This window comes from Pacificispira sp. HM-600 (assembly GCF_977993705.1).
In genome coordinates, this window is record NZ_OZ388079.1 from 1,423,653 (window position 1) to 1,444,908 (window position 21,256).

Here is a 21,256-nt window from a genome sequence, read left to right on the forward strand (position 1 = left end):
CGCGCTTCACGAGCCGAGCTTGAGCCGAATCGACTCGATCCTGCGTGCCCGCGTCTGGGGCGCCTTCGCCGATTCGACCGACGTCACGTGCGCCTTGCGAGCGCTGGGCGCAAGAGCATCGAACACGGACCGCAATCCGGCCGCCTCCAATGCGGTGGCGAGGTCCGCGGGCACCTCGACAGTGCGAGGCACCGCATCGATAACGAGTGTCACGTCGATCGCGTCGCCGCCTGCCAGGCCCGTCGCCGCGCGTTTATCCGAACTGAAGGGGATCAGGTAGCGACCGCCCATCACAGCAACGGTGCTCCGGTATTCGAAGCCGTTGACGTTCACGATCACGGCTGGCCGCTTGCCTGCTGCCAGGGATTCGACCACGCCAGCGGGAACCTCGATACCCGTGTTGTTGCCTTGCTGGAACAGGATTGTGGAGAACGTCGCCTCGTTGGCCATGTCGCGAGGATATGGGCGCGCGCCCGTCGGCCGCCAGTGTCGTATCAACCGGCGCGGCACGACGCAACCCCTCTGCTCGCGCGCGCGAACTGGCCTAGCTTCGATATACACCCACTCGAAAGGAGCCAGACATGGGATTCATCGACGACGCGAAAGAGACCGCCGAGACCGCTGGCCGCAAGGCGAAGGACGCGTTCGAGGACACCACGGACCGCATCGGCGACAAGGTCGACGAGATGAAGGCCGACGCCGAGGTGAAGAAGACCAAAGCCGAAGCCGACGCCGAGGTGAAGAAGGCCGAAGCCGAGCGCGACTCGGTCAAGACCCGCAACGAGGTCAAGGAAAACATCCGCGACGCCTGACCCGTCTGCACAAGAACGGGGGACCTCGGAGAGTACTCCGGGGTCTCTTGCTCGTTAACCCCGCCCTGTGGGCAGACGGCCCGCTCAGCTCGCCCGGTAGTTGTCGCGAGCGAATGCCGAATACGGCGTGGGCTCGACCGTCGCACGGACCGCGATCTGGCGGTGGGCTTCAACGGCGGGCTTCTGCGAATTCGGCTCTTCGCCCCACAGGACGTGCACCTCTGTGCCCGGCGCCGAGTGCTCCGTAGCGATGCTGGCGAGCGAGACGAACGCGTGCTCGTTCGTGACGTAGCCGACGTCGTGCGAGATTCCGACATCCTCACCGTCGATCAGCACCCGGTCGACCTGGTACAGCCCGTAGCGCGCCTTGGGGAAGTCGATGTACTTGGCGGGAACGCCCGGCTCGAGCAGGGACTGCACGGCGGCCGCGACATCTTCTTCGTTCCAGACGAGCGTGACCTTCGTCCGCGGCGCTTCAGCAGCGTGACGCTCGAGCGCCGCACGGCCGATGAAGTCGTGATCGAATGCGACGCTCCGGCCATAGCCGATGTCGTAGGGCGTGACGTAGTAGTCGGTGATGTCGTCGGACGCGAGGCTGCCCGCGAGCGAGCCGGCCCCGGCAACGGGAAGCCACTCGCGGTACGCCGCGGTGCCCTCGCCCGTGAAGATCGCCGGGAGGGGGGAAGGCACCCATGCCGACTCGAGGTTGGCCGAGGAGTAGGCCTTCGACCCGACCGCCACGAGGTCGAACTCCTCACCCGCCTCGATCAGCGCCGAGCGCACGCGCTCTCCGTCGGCCCACGGGCCGAACAGCTCGAACCCCGGCTGCCCGGCCATGCCGTGCCGGAGCGAGCGGACCGTGAGTCCGTCGATCGTGAAGCTGGCCATGTGGAAGAACTTCGTCGGCGGCACGGGCGCGCCGGTGACCTTTTCCATCAGGGCGAGGGCGTTGGGACCTTGCAGCTCGAAGCGGAAGAGCTTGGGGTCGCCGGCACGGACGATCGAGTTGCCGTCGCGCTCGAAGGTGGCATCGTAGTCGCCCGTCTCGAGGTGGTACTGCACCCAGTCGATGACCATCGGGTGCCCGACCAGATCGAAGGACTCCTCGGCGAGATAGAACAGGATCGCGTCGCCGATCAGGTAGCCGTCGCTGTTCACGGCGATGAACTGTTTGGCATTGTCCACGCGGAAGTTGGCGAAGCTGTTCACGCCGATATCGCTCAGGAGTCTCAGCGCATCGGGCCCGGTGAGGAAGAGGTCGGTCATGTGGTGCGACTGGTCGAGAAGAGCGACGGAGGTCCGCCACGAAAGCTGCTCGGAACGCCAGTTGCTGAACTCGGGAGTCACGGGGAACACGGTGGGGCGAGCCGGGGCGTTCCGCAGAACGTCGACGGGGCTTCCGACACGGGCGATTGCGGCGGCGAGAGATTCAGACACGGGAACTCCTTCGTTCGCGGCGGTCATCCGCCGGCGGTGGCTCATCGCCAGCTTACGTATTGAGAACGGGGCGAAGCATAAGCAATGCTTATCCTGAGGGAAGGATGTCTTAGTCGACGCATCCGTCCTCCAGAAGGAGCACCGTGGACCTGAATCTGTTGCGCAGTTTCGTCGCCATCTATGAGACGCGGAGTTTGACCGCCGCGGCCGAGCGGCTGTACGTCACTCAACCCGCCGTCAGTCAGGCCCTCGGACGGCTGCGGCGTGAACTGGATGACCCGCTCTTCCAACGGGTCGGTCGGACGATGGACCCGAGTGAACTTGCCCGCTCGCTCTACCCGGACTTTCGGGAGGCCCTGGGACGGATCGACCGGACGCTCGACGCGGTGCACGGGTTCGAGCAGACGACGTTCGATCGTATTTTTCGGATCGCGCTTTCGGAGCTAGGCGAGATCGGCTATTTTCCGGTCATTCTCGACGCGGTCCGCACCGCCGCACCACACGCGCGCCTCGAGGTGGTGCCGCTGGACGTCGACCGCTTGCCCGGTTGGTTGGCACGCGGCAGCGTCGATCTGGCTGTGACCTCGTCGCCCGTGATGGGCGACTTCCCGCACGTGGTTCTGAAGTCTCAGGGCTACGCAATTCTGATGTCGCAGCATCATCCGCTCGCCGACGGCGACGTCACCCTCGAGGACTACCTCGCCGCGAGCCACGTGGTGGTGGCGAGCGACTCGGGGCGCCCGAACCTGCGCACCGCACTCAGCCGTCTCGGCGCACGGCTGGACGAACCGGTCAGCGTCAACCACTTCGCATCCGTCCCCCCGCTGCTCGCGGCACGCCCCGACATGATCGCGACCGTTCCCGACACGATCGGCGCGGGATGGGCCACATCCTGGCCGCTCGTCGTTCGGCAGCTCCCGTTCGACATGGCGAGCGTCGACGTGTCGCTCTTCGCACGGACAACCGCCCAGCACTCGGCCGCGCTCGACTGGGTCTTCGACACCGTGCGGCATGCCATCTCGGGTACGCACGGCGAGTTCTTCGCCATCCACGGTTACCCGGGCCGGTGATCGGGGACGAAGTTCAGCGCGTGGTCTGGGTGGCGAGGCGCACGGCGGCGTTCGCCGCCCCGTAGCCCTCGTACAGTCCGCGCCGCTCGAGGAACTCGATGAAGACCGTCCCTACCGTTCGCGTGTAGAAGTGGACGAACTCGCCCGCTCCATCGCGGTCGTACAGCAGCCCCAACTCCCGCAGCTCGGCGAGGAAGCCCTCGTCCAGGTCGAATCTCGCGGCGAGATCGTCGTAGTAGTTGTTCGGGATCTGCAGCAGCTGTAGACCGGCGGCGCGCGCCCGTCGAACGACCGCGACGACGTCGTCGCACCGGATGGCGATGTGCCGATCCGGAAGAGGCGCTGTCGGTGGGGCGAGGTTGATCGGTACGCGCACGACGCCGTCCTGCGTCCGCATCACCTGGCTGCGCATGAGACCCATGGGGCTGGGCACCTCGGCCGCCGACTCCGTCTCCAACGACATCACGCTGGCGGCGAAGAGCACCGCTTCGTCGAAATCTTGCCACCGGTAGCCCAGGTTGATGTGGTCGATCACACCGTCGGAATCGCCCGCATCCGTCCCGCCTTCGAACTCAGTGATCCAGGACTTGTCGTCCCTCCGGTCGTTCCAGTACACCTCCGTGCCGTCGGGTGCGGCCACGGCGCGAAGCTCGTGCTCACCGGCATACGTGCGACGGAATACGCTCGGGGCGCCGAGCGCGAGCGCACGCGACATCGCGACATCGGCGTCGTCGACCTGGAGTCCGATCGCGGCCAGTCGCGACCCCGTGTCGCGCTGCTGCTCGTTGAGGATGATGCGCGCCTCGCCATAGCTCCAGAGACGCACGGGCTTGCTCTGGTGGCGGCCGCGGAACCGGAACCCCAGTTGGCCGAGCATCTCGTCGAACTCGTCTAGTCCCGCTCCGGCAACCTCGACGAAGTCGATCCCGCGCGCGGGCTGCGGGTCCGCGAGGCGCAGGGTGTCCCAACCGTTTTCGGCCGCCGTGCGATCCGCGAGCCAAGTCAGCGACCGGCGAGCGTGTGCGGCGGTGCGGTGCGCGTCGGTCTGCCGGAAGGTGTCGTTGAAGACCTCGAGCGAGAGGGGACCCCGGTAGTTGGCCCGAAGAACATGCCCCAGGAATCCCGCGAGCGCGAAGTCCCCCTCGCCCGGGAAGACGCGGTGGTGCCGACTCCAGGACAGGACGTCCATATCGAGGGCGGGCGCGTCCGCTAGCTGCAGGAAAAGGATCTTCTCGCCGTCGATCTCTTCTATGCCCGCCGGGTCATGCCCGCGCGACAGGATGTGGAAGCTGTCCAGGCACACCCCGAGATTCGGTCGGTCGGCCCGCTCCACGATCTTCCACGCGCGCCGGTAGTCATCGACGAACCGCCCCCAGGCGAGCGCTTCGTAGGCGATGTGGATGCCGTGCACAGCTGCCCTGTCCGCGAGCTCCGCGAGCTGGCGTGCCGCGAGTTCGTCGTCGTCGATCGTCGCGGTACCCGCGTTGCTGCAGACGAGCACGAGGGTCGTGCCGAGCCGATTCATGACCTCGAACTTGGCCTCGGCGCGACGAAGGTTGTCGGCGAAGGTCTCGTCGTCGACCCCCTCGATGTCGCGCAGGGGTTGGAACATCTCGATTGTGAGCCCGAGACGGTCGCACAGAGCGCGGATCTCTTCCGGCGACTCGGGCGCGGCAGTGAGATCGGCGTCCATGATCTCGACACCGTCGAAGCCTGCAGCAGCGCAGGCGTGGAGTTTCTCGACGAGTCCGCCCGAGAGGCAGACCGTCGCGATTGAGGTGCGCATGGCAGGTAACGTACCAGTTTGTACATTAAAGAGACAGGGCTCGCCTTCGGCGCAGAGAAGTCGGCATCCGCAGATTGACGGAAGGTCGGAACGCCATTAATGTACGAACTAGTTACTCACTTGAAGGTCAACGGAGACATGGAACGCACGCACGTCGTAGGGCTGCTCGGCGAGGGGATCACCCGCTCGCTCACGCCGCCGATGCACCGCGAAGAAGCACGTGAGCTCGGTATCGACTACGAGTACCGCGTCATCGACACGGCCCACCGTTCAAGCGCGGACGCTCACATCGATCTTCTCTGGGGCGAGATCCTCGACGAGGGCTACGACGCGATCAACGTCACGCACCCCTACAAGCAGAGCATCATCACGAAGCTGGACGAGCTGAGTCCCGACGCGGACCGGCTCGGCGCCGTGAACCTCGTGGTCTTCCAGGGGCAGCGAGCCGTCGGATACAACACTGACTGGACGGGATTTCGCTCGGCTGCCGTTGCTGAGCTCGGGTCCCTTGTCGGCGAGTCCGTCGTGCAACTCGGCGCGGGTGGCGCGGGCGCCGCGACCGCGTACGCGATCCTCGATCTCGGAGTCACGGAGCTGCGCATAGCCGAGCGCGATGCGCAGCGGGGCCAGGTGCTCGCGGCACGGCTGGCCGACTTCTTTCCGGGCGCGAGCGTCACCTACCTCCCGTCCGACGACCGAGACGCCGCCCTCGCCGCGGCGTCGGGCGTCGTGCACGCCACCCCCACCGGCATGGACCTGAGCCCGGGTGTCTCCTTCGATGTCCACCTCCTGAGCGCATCGGCCTGGGTGGCCGAGGTCGTGTACCTCCCGCTGGCGACCGAACTGGTCCGTGCGGCGCGGGCTCGGGGACTTCGAGTGCTCGATGGCGGACGGATGGCGGTTGGCCAAGCGGCAGACAGCATCCGTATCATCACGGGGCGTGAGCCGGACCCTCAGCGAATGCGCGAGCACTTCCTCACCCTGATGCACGCCCGAGAACACAGCGACCGATAACTCAATACCCCTGGACATCCGTCCCGGACGCCGCCATCCGGCATCGTCCACAACACCTGCACAAAGAGATGGGAATCAAAGATGAACCCTCGTTCACCTCGTCGATCCGCACGACTGCTCGCAGCAGCAGCGGTCGTTGCCAGTGCGACCCTCGCCCTGGCGGGCTGCGCTTCCGCTGAAAGCGGCGGCGCAGGAACAGACGACGGAGAGATCATCGTCGGCTACTCGGGTTACACCCTGACCAATCCGTACTTCGCCGGACTCATCGCCGGGCTCGAAGCGGGCGCCGACGAATACGACTACAAACTGATCCAGACGAACTCGAACGGCGACAACGACGCCCAGGCGAGCGACATCCAGAACCTCGTGAGCCAGGGCGCCGACTACATCATCGTCAGCCCCGCCGATTCGTCGGCGATCGTCCCCGCAGTGGAATCGGCAGCCGAGGCCGGGGTCACCATGGTGGCAATCTCCGACACCATCGACTCGGAAGCCATCCAGTTCACCGTGGCCATGGATCACGTGAATATCGGCGAACAGAGCGCGCAGGGCATCGTCGACTTCCTGACGGAAAAGTATGGTGAACCGCGAGGAAAGGTCGTGGAGATGCAGGGAATCGCGGGCAGCGCGGCCGGAGCCGACCGCACGAAGGGGTTTGACAACATCATCAGCCAGTACCCGGACATCGAGGTCGTCGCCCGCGCGGACGGTGGATTCGACACCGACAAGACCTTCCAGGCCATGTCGACCATCCTCCAGGCGCACCCCGATGTGGATGCCGTCATGAACGCCAACGACAGCGAAGCCCAGGGCAGCACGAAGGCGATCGAAGCGGCCGGACTCTTCGAGCCGGTCGGCTCGCCGAATCACATCTTCGTCACCGGCAACGACGCGCCCGCGCCGGCAATCGCGGACATTCGCGCCGCGCGGCAGGACATGACGGTCGCATCGAACCCGATCAACCTCGCCCGGCTGGTCATGGACAGCATCGCCGAGCTCGAAGCTGGCGAAGCGGTAACGGGCTTCGTCGAATGGCCCGGAATGACCATCACACCGGCGAACATCGACTCCGCAGAGGTGCTGGAGTACGGAATCTGGGCTGATGAGGTCGGATAAGACCACTCGAGTCGTCCTCAAGGGCGTATCGAAAACCTACGGGGCCACACAGGTCCTGCGCGGTATCGATTTCGCCCTCGAGGGGGGCACGGTCACCGGCCTGGTCGGCGAAAACGGTGCCGGAAAGTCGACGTTGATCAAGATTCTCGCCGGCGCCATCGCACCGTCGTCGGGCTCCGTCTTTTTTGATGGCGAGGCTCTCCCGGGCTCCCCTCGCGAAGTGATCGATCGTGGCATCAGCGTCATCTACCAAGAGCTGACCGACATCCCCGACATGTCCCTGCTGGAGAATCTGCTCCTGGGCGACCTGTCAACACGTGTCGGTGTGAAGCACGCCTCGGCGAACCGTGCACGGGCCCGCGCCGGTCTGGCACGGGTCGGCATGGGGCACCTCGATTTGGCCGCGCCGATTCGCACGCTGTCGATTGCACAGCGACAGCTTGCCGAGATCGCTCGGTGCCTCGTCCGCGACGCCCGGGTGCTCATTCTCGACGAGCCCACTTCGTCGTTGCCCGAGCAGGATGTCGCCACGCTGCTCCAGGTGGTTGAAACACTGCGCGATGAGGGCATAGCGATCCTCTACGTTTCGCATCACCTGGACGAACTGTTTCGCGTCGCCGACAAGCTCGTCGTCCTCAGAGACGGCGCAAAGGTTGCCGAAAAGCCGACGACAGAATGGACGGAGCCGGGGCTCGTTCGCGCGATGCTCGCGAAGGATCTCGATGAGGCCTACCCATGGCGGGCGCGCGAGATCCGATCGACTGTCCTGGACGTGACCAACCTCACGGCGTCCGGCATCACTGATGTGTCGGTGAACGGACGATCGGGCGAGATCGTTGGCTTGGTCGGGCTGGCTGGCGCCGGACGGACGGAGTTGATGAAGGCCATCGCCGGAGCCTCGCCCGCGAGTGGCGAGGTTCGGATCGATGGCCGGCGGATGCGCGCGGGATCCGTGCTGCGTGCCCAGCGCGCCCGCGTGCTGCTCGCACCCGAGGATCGCAAACGCGACGGGCTGGTTCTGACGGCCTCGGTCGAGTCGAACATCTTCCTCGGCAATCTGAAGCCGGTGTCCCGCGCGGGGGTCCTGCGCAAACGCCTGATGACGCGCCTCGCGACAGACATCACCCGGCGTTATCGCGTTCGACTCGGTGCGGTCAGGCAAGCGGTCGGTGAACTATCCGGCGGCAACCAGCAGAAGGTCGTCGTCGCGCGGATCTCCGAACGAGCACCCCGCGTCGCCCTCTTCGACGATCCCACTCGAGGCGTCGACGTGGGGGCCAAAGCCGGCATCTACGAAGAGATCTTCAGTCTTGCCGAGAGCGGGGCGACGATACTCCTGTGCAGTTCGGACACCGATGAAGTGCTTGCGGTATCCGACCGCGCGTACGTGATGGCCGGTGGCCGGATCGTCAGCGAGATCGCGCGCGAAAACTTCGACAGAGAAACCATCCTCCACCTGTCCTCTGGGGGACCGGTTGTAAAGCAGAACGGAACTCCGACGACATGACGGATGTGACTACCGACCAACGGCCCACCGGTCGACTCTGGAGCGGACTCATCCGCTCCGCAACCGACAGCAACCTCGCGCCCATCATCGCGGCGCTCGTCATCGTCTCCGTTGTGCTTTCTTTCGCCACTCCGGCCTTCTTGACGGCGAGCAACCTGACCAACATCGTTACGCAGAGTGCCGTCGTCGGCATCGCGGCGATCGGGGCTACGTTCGTCATCATCACGAGCGGGATCGACCTCTCGGTTGGATCCAACATGGCGCTGTCGGGGATGGTGGGGGCGATCGTCGCCACCACGACCGGCAGCGGCCTGCTGGGCATCGTCGCGATTCTGATCGTTGCCTCAGCCGTGGGCGCCTTCAACGGGGCGTCTGTGGTGTGGCTGGGCCTGGCCCCTTTCATCGTCACGCTGGCCGTCATGGGTATGGCCCGCGGGTTGACGCTGCAGATCAGTCAGGGACAGTCGGTCTACGGTCTTCCCGAGTCGCTGAACTGGTTGGGCTCATCCGCGATCTTCGACGTCAAGACATCCGCCCTGGTCACGGTGTTGTTGTTCGTGGTCGCCCATTTCGTTCTGTCTCAAACCTCCTTCGGTCACAACATCTATGCGGTCGGCGGGAACGCCGAAGCAGCGCGGCTCGCCGGAATCAACGTGCGGGGCGTTGTCTTCGCCGCGTATGTGCTGGCCGGGATCACGGCGGGTATCGCGTCGATCATCTTGATCGGTCGGCTGGATTCCGCGACCCCCAACGCCGCGATGGGAACGGAGCTGCAGGTGATCGCTGCCGTCGTCATCGGCGGGACGAGCCTTTTCGGTGGAAAGGGCAGCATGATCGGCACCCTGATCGGCGTTCTGCTGATCGGTGTCATCAACAACGGACTGACCCTCTTGAACGTCTCGTCGTTCTGGGTGCAGTTCGTGCAGGGAGCGCTGATCTTTCTCGCGGTGCTGCTGGATGCCTTCAACACCCGCCGACGAAACAGGCGCGCGCGATCTTGATGGAGGTCCCCGTTCACGGCACACCCGACTACCGCTCCCTCGGGCGCTCTCTCTCCAACTGGGGGCGTTGGGGGGACGATGACGAGCGCGGCACCCTCAACCTGCTGACACCGGAGCGGAGGGCGCAAGCCGGGCGACTCATCCGGACAGGACACGTCTTCGACGCGTCCCTACCGCTCCACGAGGCCGGGCCCCAGCCAACCGACGGACAGCGTTCGAACCCCATCCACACCATGACGAAGCTGCCGAACAGCGACCCCTCCCCCAGTGGCTTCCACTATTTCGACGATGCTCTCTTTCTTCATCTACAGGGCGCCACGCAGATCGACACCCTGGCCCACGTCGCCTACGACGGTCTGCTGTACAACGGGTTGCCGATCGGCGACATCACAGCCGAGGGAGCTCAGCGACTCGGTGCGACCAACATCGGCGTATCGCTCACGGGGCGCGGGGTGCTGCTCGACATCGCCCGGCTTCGTGGGCGTCCGCGCCTGAGCCCCACCGAGGAGATCACGTGCGACGATCTCGATGCCGCCGAGGAAGCCGCGGGGGTTCGTGTCGGATCGGGCGACATGCTCCTGATCCGCACCGGATGGCTCTCGGTATTCACGCAAGAAGCCGACCGCGCCACCTTCTTCGCCTCGGAACCCGGTCTCGGTCTCGGCACGGCGCGATGGCTCAAGGATCGCGATGTCGCGTTCGTCGCCGCCGACAACTGGGGCGTGGAGGTTTCGCCAACCCTCGAGGGAATCGACATGCCGCTGCACTGCGTGCTGGTTCGAGACATGGGGATGCCGCTCGGTGAGATGTTCGATCTCGAGACCATCGCGGCCCATGCTGCCGAAACGGGACGCTACGAGTTTCATCTCTCCACCCCGGCGATGAACATTCCCGGAGCGGTCGGCTCGCCCGCCACACCCGTTGTCACCTTCTGACACTGGACATCGTGATGACTATCGTGGACCCCGTGACCGATACCGCTCCGCCCGTGCGCACTCGTGACCGCGAACGCACGCGGGCGGACCTGCTGCAAGTAGCAACCGAGTCCTTCGCCGAATCCGGGTTCTCCGGCACACGCGTCGATGACATCGCCGAGCGCACGCGCACGACGAAGCGGATGATCTACTACTACTTCGGCGGCAAGGAGGAGCTTTATCTCGCCGTCCTCGAGAAGGCATACCGGGGGATCCGCGAAGCCGAGCAGTCCCTCGAGGTGGGCGATCTGGCCCCCATAGAGGCGCTTCGTCGAATTGCGGAGCTGACATACGACCACCATCTGAACCACAGCGAGTTCATCCGGCTGGTCTCTATCGAGAACATCCATCGCGGGGCATTCATCCGCAGGCTCGGGGCGTTGCGGGAGCTCAACCAGCCCGCCCTGGGGGTGCTCGACACCGTCCTACGTCGTGGGCGCGAGGAGGGCGTGGTGCGGGACGACGTCGACGCCCTGGATGTCCACTTGGTGATCAGCTCCTACTGCTTCTTCCAGGTCGCCAACCAATACACGTTCGGATTCCTCTTCGACCGGGACCTGCTCGCCGCGGACCGACGAGATCACCTGCGCGGCATGATCGGCGACATTGTCGTCGCGTGGCTAACCTCGCCGCCGCGGTCAGCCGCAGGCGACGGGTAGCGCCGACGCGCCGCTTCAGAAGGCGGGCTACTCCTCGTCGAGGTCTTTCTCGAGCGCGTCCTCGGACAGGTGATCCCCCGGCGTCGGGGTGCGGAAGGTGGGATTCGCGGGGAACTCCACCGGCGCGCTCGCCTCGGAATCTCCATCGCCGGAGCCCCAGATCATGTCCGCATCGGTGTCGATATCGCGATCGGTGGGCGGGCCCTCTGGACGAGGCTCGTCGGCGGGCATGAAGGGCTCGGACATCGACATGGGCGTATCTTCCTGCTCCGAGGTTACGCGGCTCATCGCAATCGAGGGTGTAGCAGTGGTCTGAACCCTCCGCTTTCGAGCATGCTGCGGGCGATGTAGTTCGTGAGGTTGCGGAACCCGAGGGCGGAACCGCGGAGGTGCTCGAGGCGCCCGTTGATCGCCTCCGTCGGGCCGTTGCTGGTGCCGGGCCGGTCGAAGAACGCGAGGACGTCCGCGGCGCGCTGCTTGAGGGTGTGACCCAGGCGCCGGATCTCGGCGAGGGCGGCGGGAACGCCGGTGGTGATCGCGTCGATCACGGCTCGCATCGCCTGCTTCCCCTTCACCTTGTCGGGTTCTCGGTAGGCGGCGACGATGCGCTGGTAGATACCCCACGTCGCTTCGACCTCGACATGCTCATCGCTCGCGAACACGGCCTCAAGCCGGGCTTGCTGTTTCTCGGTGAGGAACCCCGCGCCGGTGTGCAGGGTGCGGCGGACCTTGTAGAGGGGGTCACTGGCGCGGCCTCGATGCCCGAGGGTGTCTTGCTGGACGCGTTGCCGACACCGGTCCAACGCGTCACCGGCGAGACGGACGACGTGGAACGGATCCATCACCGGGACCGCGTCGGGGAGCTCTTCCGCGGCAGCGGTCTTGAACCCGGTGAACCCGTCCATCGCGACAACATCGACGCCGTCCCGCCATGCCTGCGGCCGGTCGGCGAGCCACTGCTTGAACACGGCCTTCGAGCGGCCCTCGACCACGTCCAACAACCGCGCCGCGCCCGTCTTGTTCCGCGTCGGGGTGAGGTCGATGATCACGGTCACGTATTTGTCCCCGAACCGCGTGTGTCGCCAGACATGCTCATCGACCCCGATCGTCGTGACCCCATCGAACCGGTGAGGGTCATCGATCAGCCGACGCTTGCCTTCGGCGATGATCGCGTTGTTCGCCGTATGCCAGGACACCCCGAGCCCCGCCGCAACACGGGTCACGGTGAGGTGGTCAAGGACGACGCCCTCAAGCGCCCAGCTCACTCCGCTTCGCGAGATCTTCGCCCGCGGCGCCGCAGCCCGGTTCGTGTCTTCCCGCCAGGTCCGCCCGCACTCCGAACACCGATACCGACGCACCCGAACCAGCAGCGTGGTCGGACGGTGCCCGAACGGCTCGTGCGCGAGGCGGCGGGTCACCGTGTCTCGCGGGACACCTTCAACACCGCAGTTCCGGCACCACGGATCCGGCTCGGCGACGCGGCACTCGATCACCGCACGATCTGGCTCGAGTCGTTGGCCGGCGGCTTCGAGGCCGAGCTCGTCGAGGCGGCAGAACGTGGTCAGGTCAGGGTTCGCAAAGGTAGCGTGGAGCACGTCGAGGTCTTCCGGACGGTGAGTGTAGGAACTTCCATCCTGGAAGACCTCGACCCCTATCCAGCCAACGCCGCACGCACGCCGACTACACCCTCAATTGCGAAGAGCCGGTTACGCGGGGGTGAACTCGTCCAGCACCGGCTTCAGCACGGAGTTCAGCACCGGCGTCAGTTCTCGAGCGAGATCCCCCGCCAAGAATCCGAGACCCGGATGCTTCGTCAACCGGTCGCCTGCGCTCGCGTGCGCCCAGCTCGCCCACGCGACGGCACGTTCGGGCGGCAAGCCGCGCGCAGCCATCCCGGCGATGGCGCCGGCGAGCACGTCGCCGCTGCCCGATGTCCCGAGCCCGGCACCACCGGCCTCAACGCGCCAGGATGCGCCGGCCGGGTCGACGATGTCGCCGTAGCAGTTGACGATGGCCTGGTATCTTTCCGCGATCTCGCGCAGATCTGCGATGCGCTCATCGCTGCCGTTCTCGCCGAGCTCGCGCCCCAAGAGCCGCGAGGCCTCTTCTTCGTTCGGGTTGAGGAGCAGCGTCTGCGGAAGCCGCGAACGATCGATATCGGGAAGCACGCCGAGCCCGAACGCGTCCAGGACGAGACACGAGACATCCGTGTCCGCGACGGCTTCCACTGTCGCGCGTGTCTCATCGGGCTCGTCGAAACCCGGGCCGACGAGCACGGCACCCGCCGCGGCGAGTTCGTCTCGCAGGTGACCCTCGATCGGATCGGTGGCTCGTTCGGGCAGGGAGAAGATCGCGGCCTCGCGGATCACGACGCCGATCTGGGCCTCGATCGAGCCGGGCACCACGAGTCCCAAGCGGCCCGCTCCCACTCGCAGTGCGGCCTCGCCCGCGAGAAGGATCGCGCCGGGTGAGCGGCGGGAGCCTCCCACGACCATGACCCGGCCGCGTGTCTTCTTCGAGTTGCCGGGATCAGGCAGCCCCCACTCCCGCAGGAGGTCCGGCGTGACGCTCTCACTCTGGCTGGACATCGGGGCTCCCCGCATGCTCGGTGACCGGCGCACCCGCGCGCTCGAGGTGCGCGACGCTCGAGAAATCGACGACTTCCCAGCCCTCCTCGGTGAGGCGGAGGTGGGTGATCGAGGCGTTGTCGACCGTGTTGGCGGCGGCGAATTCCAGAAGCTCCGCTTCGTCGAGCGGGAGCAACACCGAGAGCAGCAGCATCACCACGGCATCGTGCGCCACGATCATGGCGCTCTCGGCGGGACCCGGGAGAGCATCGCGGAGGAAAGATCGCAGTCGCAGCGCGACATCGGCCCACGATTCCCCGCCTGGCGGTCGATGGTAGAACTTGCCGAGATGGCGGCGGCGCTCCGCTTCCCCCGGGTGCAGGCGCTCGACACCCACGCGCGTCAAGAGATCCAGAATGCCGAGCTCCCGGTCACGAAGACGCTCGTCCACGACCCGAGGGGCGGAGATGGATTCCTCATCCTTCAGCGCGATCGTCAGGGTCTCGCGGGCACGGGCATACGGTGACACCCAGAACGCATCGATCTGCTCCGGGTGAGCCGCCATCCACTCCCCGAGCGCCCGAGCCTGGGTCCTCCCGACAGGCGAGAGCGGGACATCCGCGTCGCGCAGATCGAGGGGAATGACGTCGAGCCCTTCGCGTTGGGCGCGCGTCGCCGCCACGTTGCCCACACTCTCACCGTGCCTGACCAACCACAATTCCGTCACCGACATCCCGCGAGCGTAGGCGCGCGCAACATTCGCGGGCACCCCGTTGACAAGTCGGTTGTGTCTCTGTCGACCCGCGCACTCGTCTGCAGGCGAGCGACCTAGCCGGCTGGCGCCAATCGAACGTCCACACGCGTGGGAACCACCACGGGGTGCGTTCCCGCGATCTTCTCCAGCACGCGAACGACCTGGCAGGAGTATCCGTACTCGTTGTCGTACCAGACGTAGAGCACCATGTTCGTGCCGTCCGCGATCGTTGCGAGCCCGTCGACGATGCCGGCGCGGTGCGATCCCACGAAGTCCGTTGAGACGACCTCGGGAGACTCGACGTAGTCGATTTGCTGCCGCAGCTTCGAGTGCAACGAGACCCGGCGCAGGTAGTCGTTAACCTCTTCCTTGGTCGCGGGGCGCTCGAGGGTGAGATTCAGGATGGCGAGCGACACGTCCGGCGTGGGCACGCGGATGCTGCTGCCCGTGAGCTTCCCGGCCAGTTCTGGCAGCGCCTTTGCCACGGCCTTGGCCGCGCCGGTCTCGGTGATGACCATGTTGAGCACGGCCGAGCGCCCGCGGCGATCGCCCTTGTGGAAGTTGTCCGTGAGGTTCTGGTCATTCGTGAACGAGTGCACCGTCTCGACATGCCCCCGGACGACACCGTAGGCCTCGTCGATGGCTTTCAGCACGGGGGTGATCGCATTGGTCGTGCAGGATGCGGCGGAGAGGATGCGGTCCTCGGGCGTGATGTCCGAATCGTTGATGCCGTGGACGATGTTCTTCAGCGGCGTCTTGCCCGGGGCGGTCAGCAGGACGCGCGCGACGCCGGGGCTCCGCAGATGCTGCGACAGGCCCTCCTCGTCGCGCCACCGACCCGTGTTGTCGACGATGACCGCCTCGCGGATTCCATAGGCCGTGTAGTCCGTCGCAGCCGGATCGCTAGAGTAGATCACCTGGATGCGGGTGCCGTTCGCGACGATCACCTCATTCTCTTCGTCGACCTCGACCGTGCCGGGGAACGACCCGTGCACCGAATCGCGGCTCAAGAGGCTCGCGCGCTTGATGAGGTCGTTCTCGGAACCCCGCCGAACGACGATCGCGCGCAGGCGCAAGCCGTGACCGTTGCCCGCGTGACTGATCAGGATGCGAGCGAGCAGTCGTCCGATGCGGCCGAAGCCGTAGAGCACGACATCCGTGCTCCGTTCGGCTGTCTCGACGTCCATACCCTCGAACGCGGCACGAACGTGCGCCTCGACATCGACCTCAGGCCCGGCGTCACGCAGCGAGAGGGCGAGCCGCGCGACATCGACCGAAGCCGGACCCGGACCTATCGCGAGAAGCGCCCTCAGCACGGCATCCGTCTGCTCGAGGGTGAGTTCTTCGTGACCGAGCTGGCGGGCCCGTTCGTGCGCCTCGATCACGCCGATCGCCGAAAGGTTGATGATGCGGTGACCGTGCACTGAGGTGACGATTCCGTGGTCACGGTACAGACGGCCGATCTGCGGGATCAGGCGCTCGGCGAGCTCCTCGCGAGCCACCCAGTCGTCGCGATGGGAGTCGTAATCGATCGTGGACACGGCGGTACCTCCAACGTTGCAGGTGCTTCTCAGCGCGGCATCCTCGATACGAATAGTCGAGCGAATCCCGGGCGAGCACAGATCCCTCGACTCTATCCGCTCCTTCCGGGCCCCTAATCGAGCTCCCGTGACGGCCCTGTCAACCCAGGAGCGGGATGCCTCATGGATGCCTAGGCTTCACCGCGACGAAGGGAAAGACCATGACGGAAGACCGCGATCTCGAGAATGCGTCCGATGCCGAGAACGACGAGGCAACGCAGAAGCCGGGCGGACTCGGCAAGGACGGCACGATCCCCGATGCCCCCCGCGGCGTCGGGGCGGGCCACACGGGCACCCGATCGACTTTCGAGCCCGAAGAGGACGAAAAGGCTGACGACGCCTAGTAGTACTTGGTTAGGTGCTTGTTAATGGTCGGGATGGCTGTTAACCTCGCGGCGTGCGGGCAGATGAGATAGCGCGGGTGCGGGCGGGGTTGGACGAGTTCGTCGGCGAGGTATTCGCGTCGCTTCAGCGGAAGGATCAGCGGGCGAAGGGTGGCCTGTATCTGCAGGGGCTGATGCTTGAGGGCCGCCGGAAGTCGATGCAGCCGATGGGAGACCGTCTCGGGATCGATTACCAGCAGTTGCAGCAGTTCGTGTCCTCGTCGCCGTGGCCTGTCGAGCCGGTCCGCCGGCAGCTCGCCCGCAAGGCGGTCGCGGTCATTGAGCCGGAGGCGTGGGTGGTCGATGACACCGGGTTCGTCAAGGACGGCCCGGCTTCACCCGGGGTCGCCAGGCAGTATTCGGGGACGCTGGGGAAGGTCGGGAACGTGCAGATCGGCGTCTCGATCCACGCGGTCACTGATCAGGCGTCCTGTCCGCTGGGGTGGCGGCTTTTCCTCCCCGAGGCGTGGGACGACACCTGCTCGGAAACGAACGAGCACGCCGAGCTGGTCACTGCCCGCCGGGTCAAGGCGCAGATCCCCGATACCGTCCGGCACCGACCGAAGTGGGAACTCGCACTGGAGATGATCGACGAGGCCGCGACCTGGGGTCTGGTGCCGCCCGTGATGGTCGGTGACGCCGGCTACGGAGAGATCGGATACTTCCGCACCGCACTCACCGACAGGGGCATCCCGTATGTGGTGCAGGTGAAGTCCTCCACGAGCGTGCACGACGCTGCCGCCCGTTTCGAGATGCCCGAGCGGACCGGAAAGCGAGGACACCCGTTCACGACGGCCAGCTACCAGACCGCGCCGGTGCAAGCGAAGACATACGCCGAGGACCTCCCCGCCGACGCGTTCGAGCAGGTGTCGTGGCGGCAGGGCTCCAAAGGCACCATGACCAGCCGATTCGCCGCCCGCCGGGTCCGCCCCGCGAACCGGAACCTGCCCCGTGAGCCGGACGGATCATTGCCCGAGTGCTGGCTCCTCATCGAATGGGCCGAGGACGCCGCAGAACCCACCGACTACTGGCTCTCCACCCTCCCGCCCGACACGCCGACCTCAGAGCTGGTCCGGCTCGGGAAGATCCGGTGGCGCATCGAACACGACTACCGCGAACTCAAACACGGCCTCGGCCTGGACCACTTCGAAGGCCGCACCTGGCTGGGATGGCACCACCACGTCACCCTCGTCACCGCCGCGCACCTGTTCATCACCCTCCAACGACTGGCCACCGACCCAAAAGCCCCAGGGGCAGCCTGAGCTTCTACGGCATCCTCCGCGAACTCCAAACCGCGGTCACCCGCCTCCTCAGCTGCTGCCCCTACTGCCAACGCGCCGGACCCACCTAACCAAGTACTACTAGGAGACTGCTGAACAATCTGGCGGGTTAAGGCGCGCCTGCGTGGTGGTCGAGTTTGGTCGTTAAGACTTGGTTCATGCAGGGTCGTGATGACGGTGCGCGTGATCTTCTGGATGTGTCCTCGTTCGCGGGGCATCTGTTGCCGGTGGGGGGTGTGTTCGCGTTCCTCGCCGAGCACCGGCACCGACTGTTCCCCGATGACATGTTCGAGGACTTGTTCCCCTCGGGGCGTGGCCGCCCGTCGCTGCCGGGGGATGTCGCCGCGTCCGTGTTGGTGCTGCAGGCGTTGCATGGCCTGTCGGATCGGGAGACGGCCGACGGGGTCACGTTCGATTTGCGGTGGAAGGCCGCGTGCGGGTTCGCGATCGATGCCGTGGGGTTTCACCCGTCGACGTTGACGTACTGGCGGCGTCGGCTGGCCGCGTCCGCTCGGCCGCATCGGGTCTTCGACGCTGTCCGTGAGGTGATCGCCGAGTCGGGTGCGGTCGCGGGCAAGACGCGGCGGGCGGTGGATTCCACGATCCTCGATGACGCGGTCGCCCGGCAGGACACCGTCACCCAGCTGATCGCGCAGATCCGCCGGGTCGGTCGGGACGTGCCCGGCGCGGCCGAGCAGATCACCGTGGTCTGCACCCGGCTGGCCGCGCTCACCGGGCACGGTTACGAGCAGACCGGGAAGCCGCGAATCGCGTGGGACGACCAGGACGCCCGCGACGAACTCGTCTCTGCCCTGGTCGGCGACGCGCTCGCACTGCTGGACGCCCTGGACCTCGAAAGCATCGAGCAGGCGGGTGGGAAGTCGGCAGACGCGGTCGCGCTGCTCGCCCTGGTCGCTGGGCAAGACGTTGAACCCGCCGCCGGGTCAGATGGCACTGACGGGCGGTGGAAGATCGCACGGAAGGTCGCACCGGACCGGGTGATCTCTACCGTCGATCCCGAGGCGCGACACGCGCACAAGACCGTGGAACGCCGTCAGGACGGGTTCAAAGCACACGTCGTGATCGAGCCGGAGACTGGGCTGGCGACCGCTGTTGCCCTCACCAAGGCCGCCGGGCCGGATAACTCCGACGCCGCGGTCGGAGCAGAACTGGTGACCGCCGATGCGACGATCGCTGCGGGTGAGAGCGTTCAGGTGCTCGGTGATTCCGCGTATGGGACCGGGGCGATGCTCGCTGCCCTCGACGAGGCGGGGCACGTGCCGGTGATCAAGCCGTGGCCGCTGCGGCCAGCAGTTCCCGGCGGGTTCACGATCGCTGACTTCGCCCACGATCCGGTCGCCGGAACCGTGACCTGCCCCGCCGGGAACGTGCGGAAGGTCACCGCGTATGGCCGCGCGACGTTCAAAGCCGCGTGCCGCTCCTGCCCGCTGAAGACCCAGTGCACAACATCGGCCGAGGGACGCACCGTCGTGTTGCACGAGCACGACCTGCTGCAACGCGCACATCGCGAACGCGCGACCGATCCCGATTTCCAGGCCACTTACCGGACGCTCCGGCCGATGGTCGAACGCACGATCGCGTGGGTCACCCGAGGGAACCGGCGCGTCCCGTTCCGGGGTGTCGTCAAGAACAACGCATGGTTGCATCACCGTGTCGCCGCACTGAATCTGCGCCGCTTGCTTGCCCTCGGCCTCACCCGGAACAACCAAGGCTGGGCGCTGACCTGACCCGAGCGCGGGACCCCGCCCCACGGACGCGCACACCCCCTGGACACGCCCGCGACCCCGTCGCAGAATAGGCACCAGCGGGCGGAGCGACCCCGTTGACGCACCCCGAGTGCTGACCTACACACGCCGCGAGACGGCTACTCGGCCGCGCTCCGTCCGCGCCAAACCCCCTTGTTCAGCAGTCTCCTAGACCAGCACTCCCGTCCGCCGGAAGGCGGCACCCGGGTGCGAATCGGGCAACCGGACGCAACCCTCCCCGAACAGATGCTCGCGGAGGGTGGCGCCCGGCAACTCGTCCTTGATGACACCGCGACGGCGCAGCTCGGGCATGACCTTCTCGAAGAACATGTCGTGGCTGCCGTCGGGGTCGGGCTGGACGAGAAATCCGTCGGCATCGGTCTCTTCGATGAGCGCCAGGGCCTGGTCGACTGCCTGCTCGACCGTCCCGAGGAAGGGCTTGCCCATGACGCCGTTCGCGCGGAACTCCTCGAGGATCTCCCGCACGGTCGGGGCATCCGGGCCGAGGAATCGCTCGACGTTCGTGCGTCCGTTGTCGGTCTTCCCCGTGCTTGCGGGCATCGGGCGGTCGAGATCGAACGACAGCAGGTCGACGCCCGTGAAGTAGGCGTACGTGGCGGCGGCATACTCGAGAGAAATACCCGCAATCTGGGCCTCGTGCGCGGCGCGTGCCTGATCTTCCGACTCGGCGATGCGGAACGTCCCGGCGATCAGGCACTTGATCGCGTCGCGGCCGCGGCCCTTCGCCTCGGCGCGACCGCGAATGTCGGCGATCTGTTCGGCGAGGGCTTTCGACTCGGCGGCGAGGAATACCGCCTCGGCGTACGTCGCCGCGAGTTCTCGCCCCGCGCTGGAGGCGCCGGCCTGGAACAGTGTCGGGGTGACCTGCGGGCTCGGCGGCGTGACGAGCACGCCCTTCGAGGAAAAGAAGGGGCCGTCGTGGATGATCTCGTGCACCTTGGCGGGATCTGCCCAGATCCCCGTCGCGCTGTCACGGACGAGGGCGTCGTCGTCCCAGCATCCTTCCCACAGCTTCAGCGAGAGCCGCACGTGATCGTCGGCCAGCGCATACCGGTCATCGTGCGGCATCAACGGCTCGCCGAACAGCAGTGCGGATCCCGCCTGCGCCGAGCCCGTCACGATGTTCCACCCGATGCGGCCCTTCGAGAAGTGATCGAGGCTGCGATACTGGCGCGCCACCATGGGCGGCTTCTCGACCATCGTGGAGACCGTCGTGACGAGCCCCAGGCTTTTCGTCGCTGCCGCCAACGCCGACATCAGCATCTGCGAGTCGACGGTCGAGAACTGCACGTTCCGCTCGATCGCCGTCGGGATGACGGTGTCGTTCAGCGTCGGGTAGCCGTACGAGTCGGCGAGGAACAGGAAGTCCGCACCCGCCGCCTCGCACTTGCGGGCGAGCTCCGTCCAGTACTCGAGGTCGGTGTAGTTCGGCTCATCCTCGCGGCCCGGCATCGCCCAGGTCTGTCGCGCACGACCGTTCTGGAACATGCCGATCGCCAGCTTCTTGGTCGTGATTCGCGTCATGATTC

Annotated in this window: 20 protein-coding genes; 11 read left to right on the top strand and 9 right to left on the bottom strand. The window is 66.3% G+C overall.

Translation table 11 applies throughout. The features are described from left to right. Nucleotides 1–6: 6 nt before the first annotated feature. Nucleotides 7–450 (bottom strand): YdeI/OmpD-associated family protein, encoded by a 444-nt coding sequence (locus tag ACXZ1E_RS06750; RefSeq protein WP_458042605.1) that lies wholly within the window; start codon nt 448–450, stop codon nt 7–9. A 131-nt stretch (nt 451–581) separates the two neighbouring features. On the opposite strand from ACXZ1E_RS06750, the gene ACXZ1E_RS06755 reads away from it, so the two are divergent. After that, nucleotides 582–812, top strand: coding sequence for a hypothetical protein (locus tag ACXZ1E_RS06755; protein WP_036300148.1), 231 nt, complete (start codon nt 582–584; stop codon nt 810–812). 84 nt (nt 813–896) lie between these two features. Here the strand turns inward: ACXZ1E_RS06755 and ACXZ1E_RS06760 are convergent, their stop codons facing one another. Continuing rightward, nucleotides 897–2,249 carry an aminomethyl transferase family protein gene (locus ACXZ1E_RS06760; RefSeq protein ID WP_458042606.1) on the bottom strand — a complete coding sequence of 451 codons (1,353 nt, stop codon included), beginning with the start codon at nt 2,247–2,249 and terminating at the stop codon, nt 897–899. A gap of 143 nt (nt 2,250–2,392) precedes the next feature. Between ACXZ1E_RS06760 and ACXZ1E_RS06765 the strand changes: the two genes are divergently transcribed. Then, nucleotides 2,393–3,319 carry a LysR family transcriptional regulator gene (locus ACXZ1E_RS06765; protein WP_458042607.1) on the top strand — a complete coding sequence of 309 codons (927 nt, stop codon included), beginning with the start codon at nt 2,393–2,395 and terminating at the stop codon, nt 3,317–3,319. A gap of 13 nt (nt 3,320–3,332) precedes the next feature. On the opposite strand, the gene ACXZ1E_RS06770 is transcribed toward ACXZ1E_RS06765, so the two are convergent. Further along, complete coding sequence (locus ACXZ1E_RS06770) at nt 3,333–5,105, bottom strand: bifunctional sugar phosphate isomerase/epimerase/4-hydroxyphenylpyruvate dioxygenase family protein (RefSeq protein ID WP_458042608.1); 1,773 nt, start codon at nt 5,103–5,105, stop codon at nt 3,333–3,335. A 138-nt stretch (nt 5,106–5,243) separates the two neighbouring features. On the opposite strand from ACXZ1E_RS06770, the gene ACXZ1E_RS06775 reads away from it, so the two are divergent. From ACXZ1E_RS06775 to ACXZ1E_RS06800, 6 genes are all read left to right on the top strand, one after another. Continuing rightward, nucleotides 5,244–6,119, top strand: coding sequence for a shikimate dehydrogenase (locus ACXZ1E_RS06775; RefSeq protein WP_458042609.1), 876 nt, complete (start codon nt 5,244–5,246; stop codon nt 6,117–6,119). 81 nt (nt 6,120–6,200) lie between these two features. Next, a complete protein-coding gene (locus ACXZ1E_RS06780) occupies nt 6,201–7,235 on the top strand; it encodes a sugar ABC transporter substrate-binding protein (protein WP_458042610.1) in 1,035 nt (344 codons plus the stop codon). Next, entirely contained in the window at nt 7,222–8,742 is a 1,521-nt protein-coding gene (locus tag ACXZ1E_RS06785; protein ID WP_458042611.1) for a sugar ABC transporter ATP-binding protein, read from the top strand. The genes ACXZ1E_RS06780 and ACXZ1E_RS06785 overlap by 14 nt, the downstream gene beginning before the upstream one ends. Further along, nucleotides 8,739–9,743, top strand: a complete 1,005-nt coding sequence (locus ACXZ1E_RS06790) for an ABC transporter permease (RefSeq protein WP_458042612.1) — start codon at nt 8,739–8,741, stop codon at nt 9,741–9,743. The genes ACXZ1E_RS06785 and ACXZ1E_RS06790 overlap by 4 nt, the downstream gene beginning before the upstream one ends. Continuing rightward, nucleotides 9,743–10,678, top strand: a complete 936-nt coding sequence (locus ACXZ1E_RS06795) for a cyclase family protein (protein WP_458042613.1) — start codon at nt 9,743–9,745, stop codon at nt 10,676–10,678. Before ACXZ1E_RS06790 ends, ACXZ1E_RS06795 begins: the two co-directional genes overlap by 1 nt. 32 nt (nt 10,679–10,710) lie before the next feature. Then, nucleotides 10,711–11,376, top strand: a complete 666-nt coding sequence (locus ACXZ1E_RS06800) for a TetR/AcrR family transcriptional regulator (RefSeq protein WP_458042614.1) — start codon at nt 10,711–10,713, stop codon at nt 11,374–11,376. Nucleotides 11,377–11,403: 27 nt separating this feature from the next. Here ACXZ1E_RS06800 and ACXZ1E_RS06805 read toward each other — a convergent pair whose 3' ends face one another. From ACXZ1E_RS06805 to ACXZ1E_RS06825, 5 genes are all read right to left on the bottom strand, one after another. Continuing rightward, nucleotides 11,404–11,628 (bottom strand): hypothetical protein, encoded by a 225-nt coding sequence (locus ACXZ1E_RS06805; protein ID WP_458042615.1) that lies wholly within the window; start codon nt 11,626–11,628, stop codon nt 11,404–11,406. A gap of 32 nt (nt 11,629–11,660) precedes the next feature. Further along, nucleotides 11,661–12,971, bottom strand: a complete 1,311-nt coding sequence (locus ACXZ1E_RS06810; RefSeq protein ID WP_458042616.1) for an ISL3 family transposase — start codon at nt 12,969–12,971, stop codon at nt 11,661–11,663. 111 nt (nt 12,972–13,082) lie between these two features. Next, on the bottom strand, nt 13,083–13,964 hold the full coding sequence (locus tag ACXZ1E_RS06815; RefSeq protein WP_458042617.1) for an ADP-dependent NAD(P)H-hydrate dehydratase: 882 nt from the start codon (nt 13,962–13,964) through the stop codon (nt 13,083–13,085). Next, the gene (locus ACXZ1E_RS06820; RefSeq protein ID WP_036300162.1) at nt 13,948–14,676 is read right to left on the bottom strand and encodes a histidine phosphatase family protein; all 729 of its coding nucleotides are present in this window, start codon (nt 14,674–14,676) and stop codon (nt 13,948–13,950) included. Before ACXZ1E_RS06820 ends, ACXZ1E_RS06815 begins: the two co-directional genes overlap by 17 nt. Nucleotides 14,677–14,771: 95 nt before the next feature. Beyond that, a complete protein-coding gene (locus ACXZ1E_RS06825) occupies nt 14,772–16,238 on the bottom strand; it encodes a glyceraldehyde-3-phosphate dehydrogenase (protein WP_458042618.1) in 1,467 nt (488 codons plus the stop codon). 200 nt (nt 16,239–16,438) lie between these two features. Between ACXZ1E_RS06825 and ACXZ1E_RS06830 the strand changes: the two genes are divergently transcribed. From ACXZ1E_RS06830 to ACXZ1E_RS06840, 3 genes are all read left to right on the top strand, one after another. Beyond that, a complete protein-coding gene (locus ACXZ1E_RS06830; protein WP_458042619.1) occupies nt 16,439–16,621 on the top strand; it encodes a hypothetical protein in 183 nt (60 codons plus the stop codon). Nucleotides 16,622–16,674: 53 nt separating this feature from the next. Beyond that, nucleotides 16,675–17,922: an IS701 family transposase gene (locus tag ACXZ1E_RS06835; protein ID WP_458042620.1), complete on the top strand. Its 1,248-nt coding sequence runs from the start codon at nt 16,675–16,677 to the stop codon at nt 17,920–17,922. Between the two features lie 176 nt (nt 17,923–18,098). Continuing rightward, the gene (locus ACXZ1E_RS06840) at nt 18,099–19,688 is read left to right on the top strand and encodes an IS1182 family transposase (protein ID WP_458040599.1); all 1,590 of its coding nucleotides are present in this window, start codon (nt 18,099–18,101) and stop codon (nt 19,686–19,688) included. A 186-nt stretch (nt 19,689–19,874) separates the two neighbouring features. Here ACXZ1E_RS06840 and ACXZ1E_RS06845 read toward each other — a convergent pair whose 3' ends face one another. Next, entirely contained in the window at nt 19,875–21,251 is a 1,377-nt protein-coding gene (locus ACXZ1E_RS06845) for an NtaA/DmoA family FMN-dependent monooxygenase (protein WP_458042621.1), read from the bottom strand. Nucleotides 21,252–21,256: the final 5 nt, after the last annotated feature.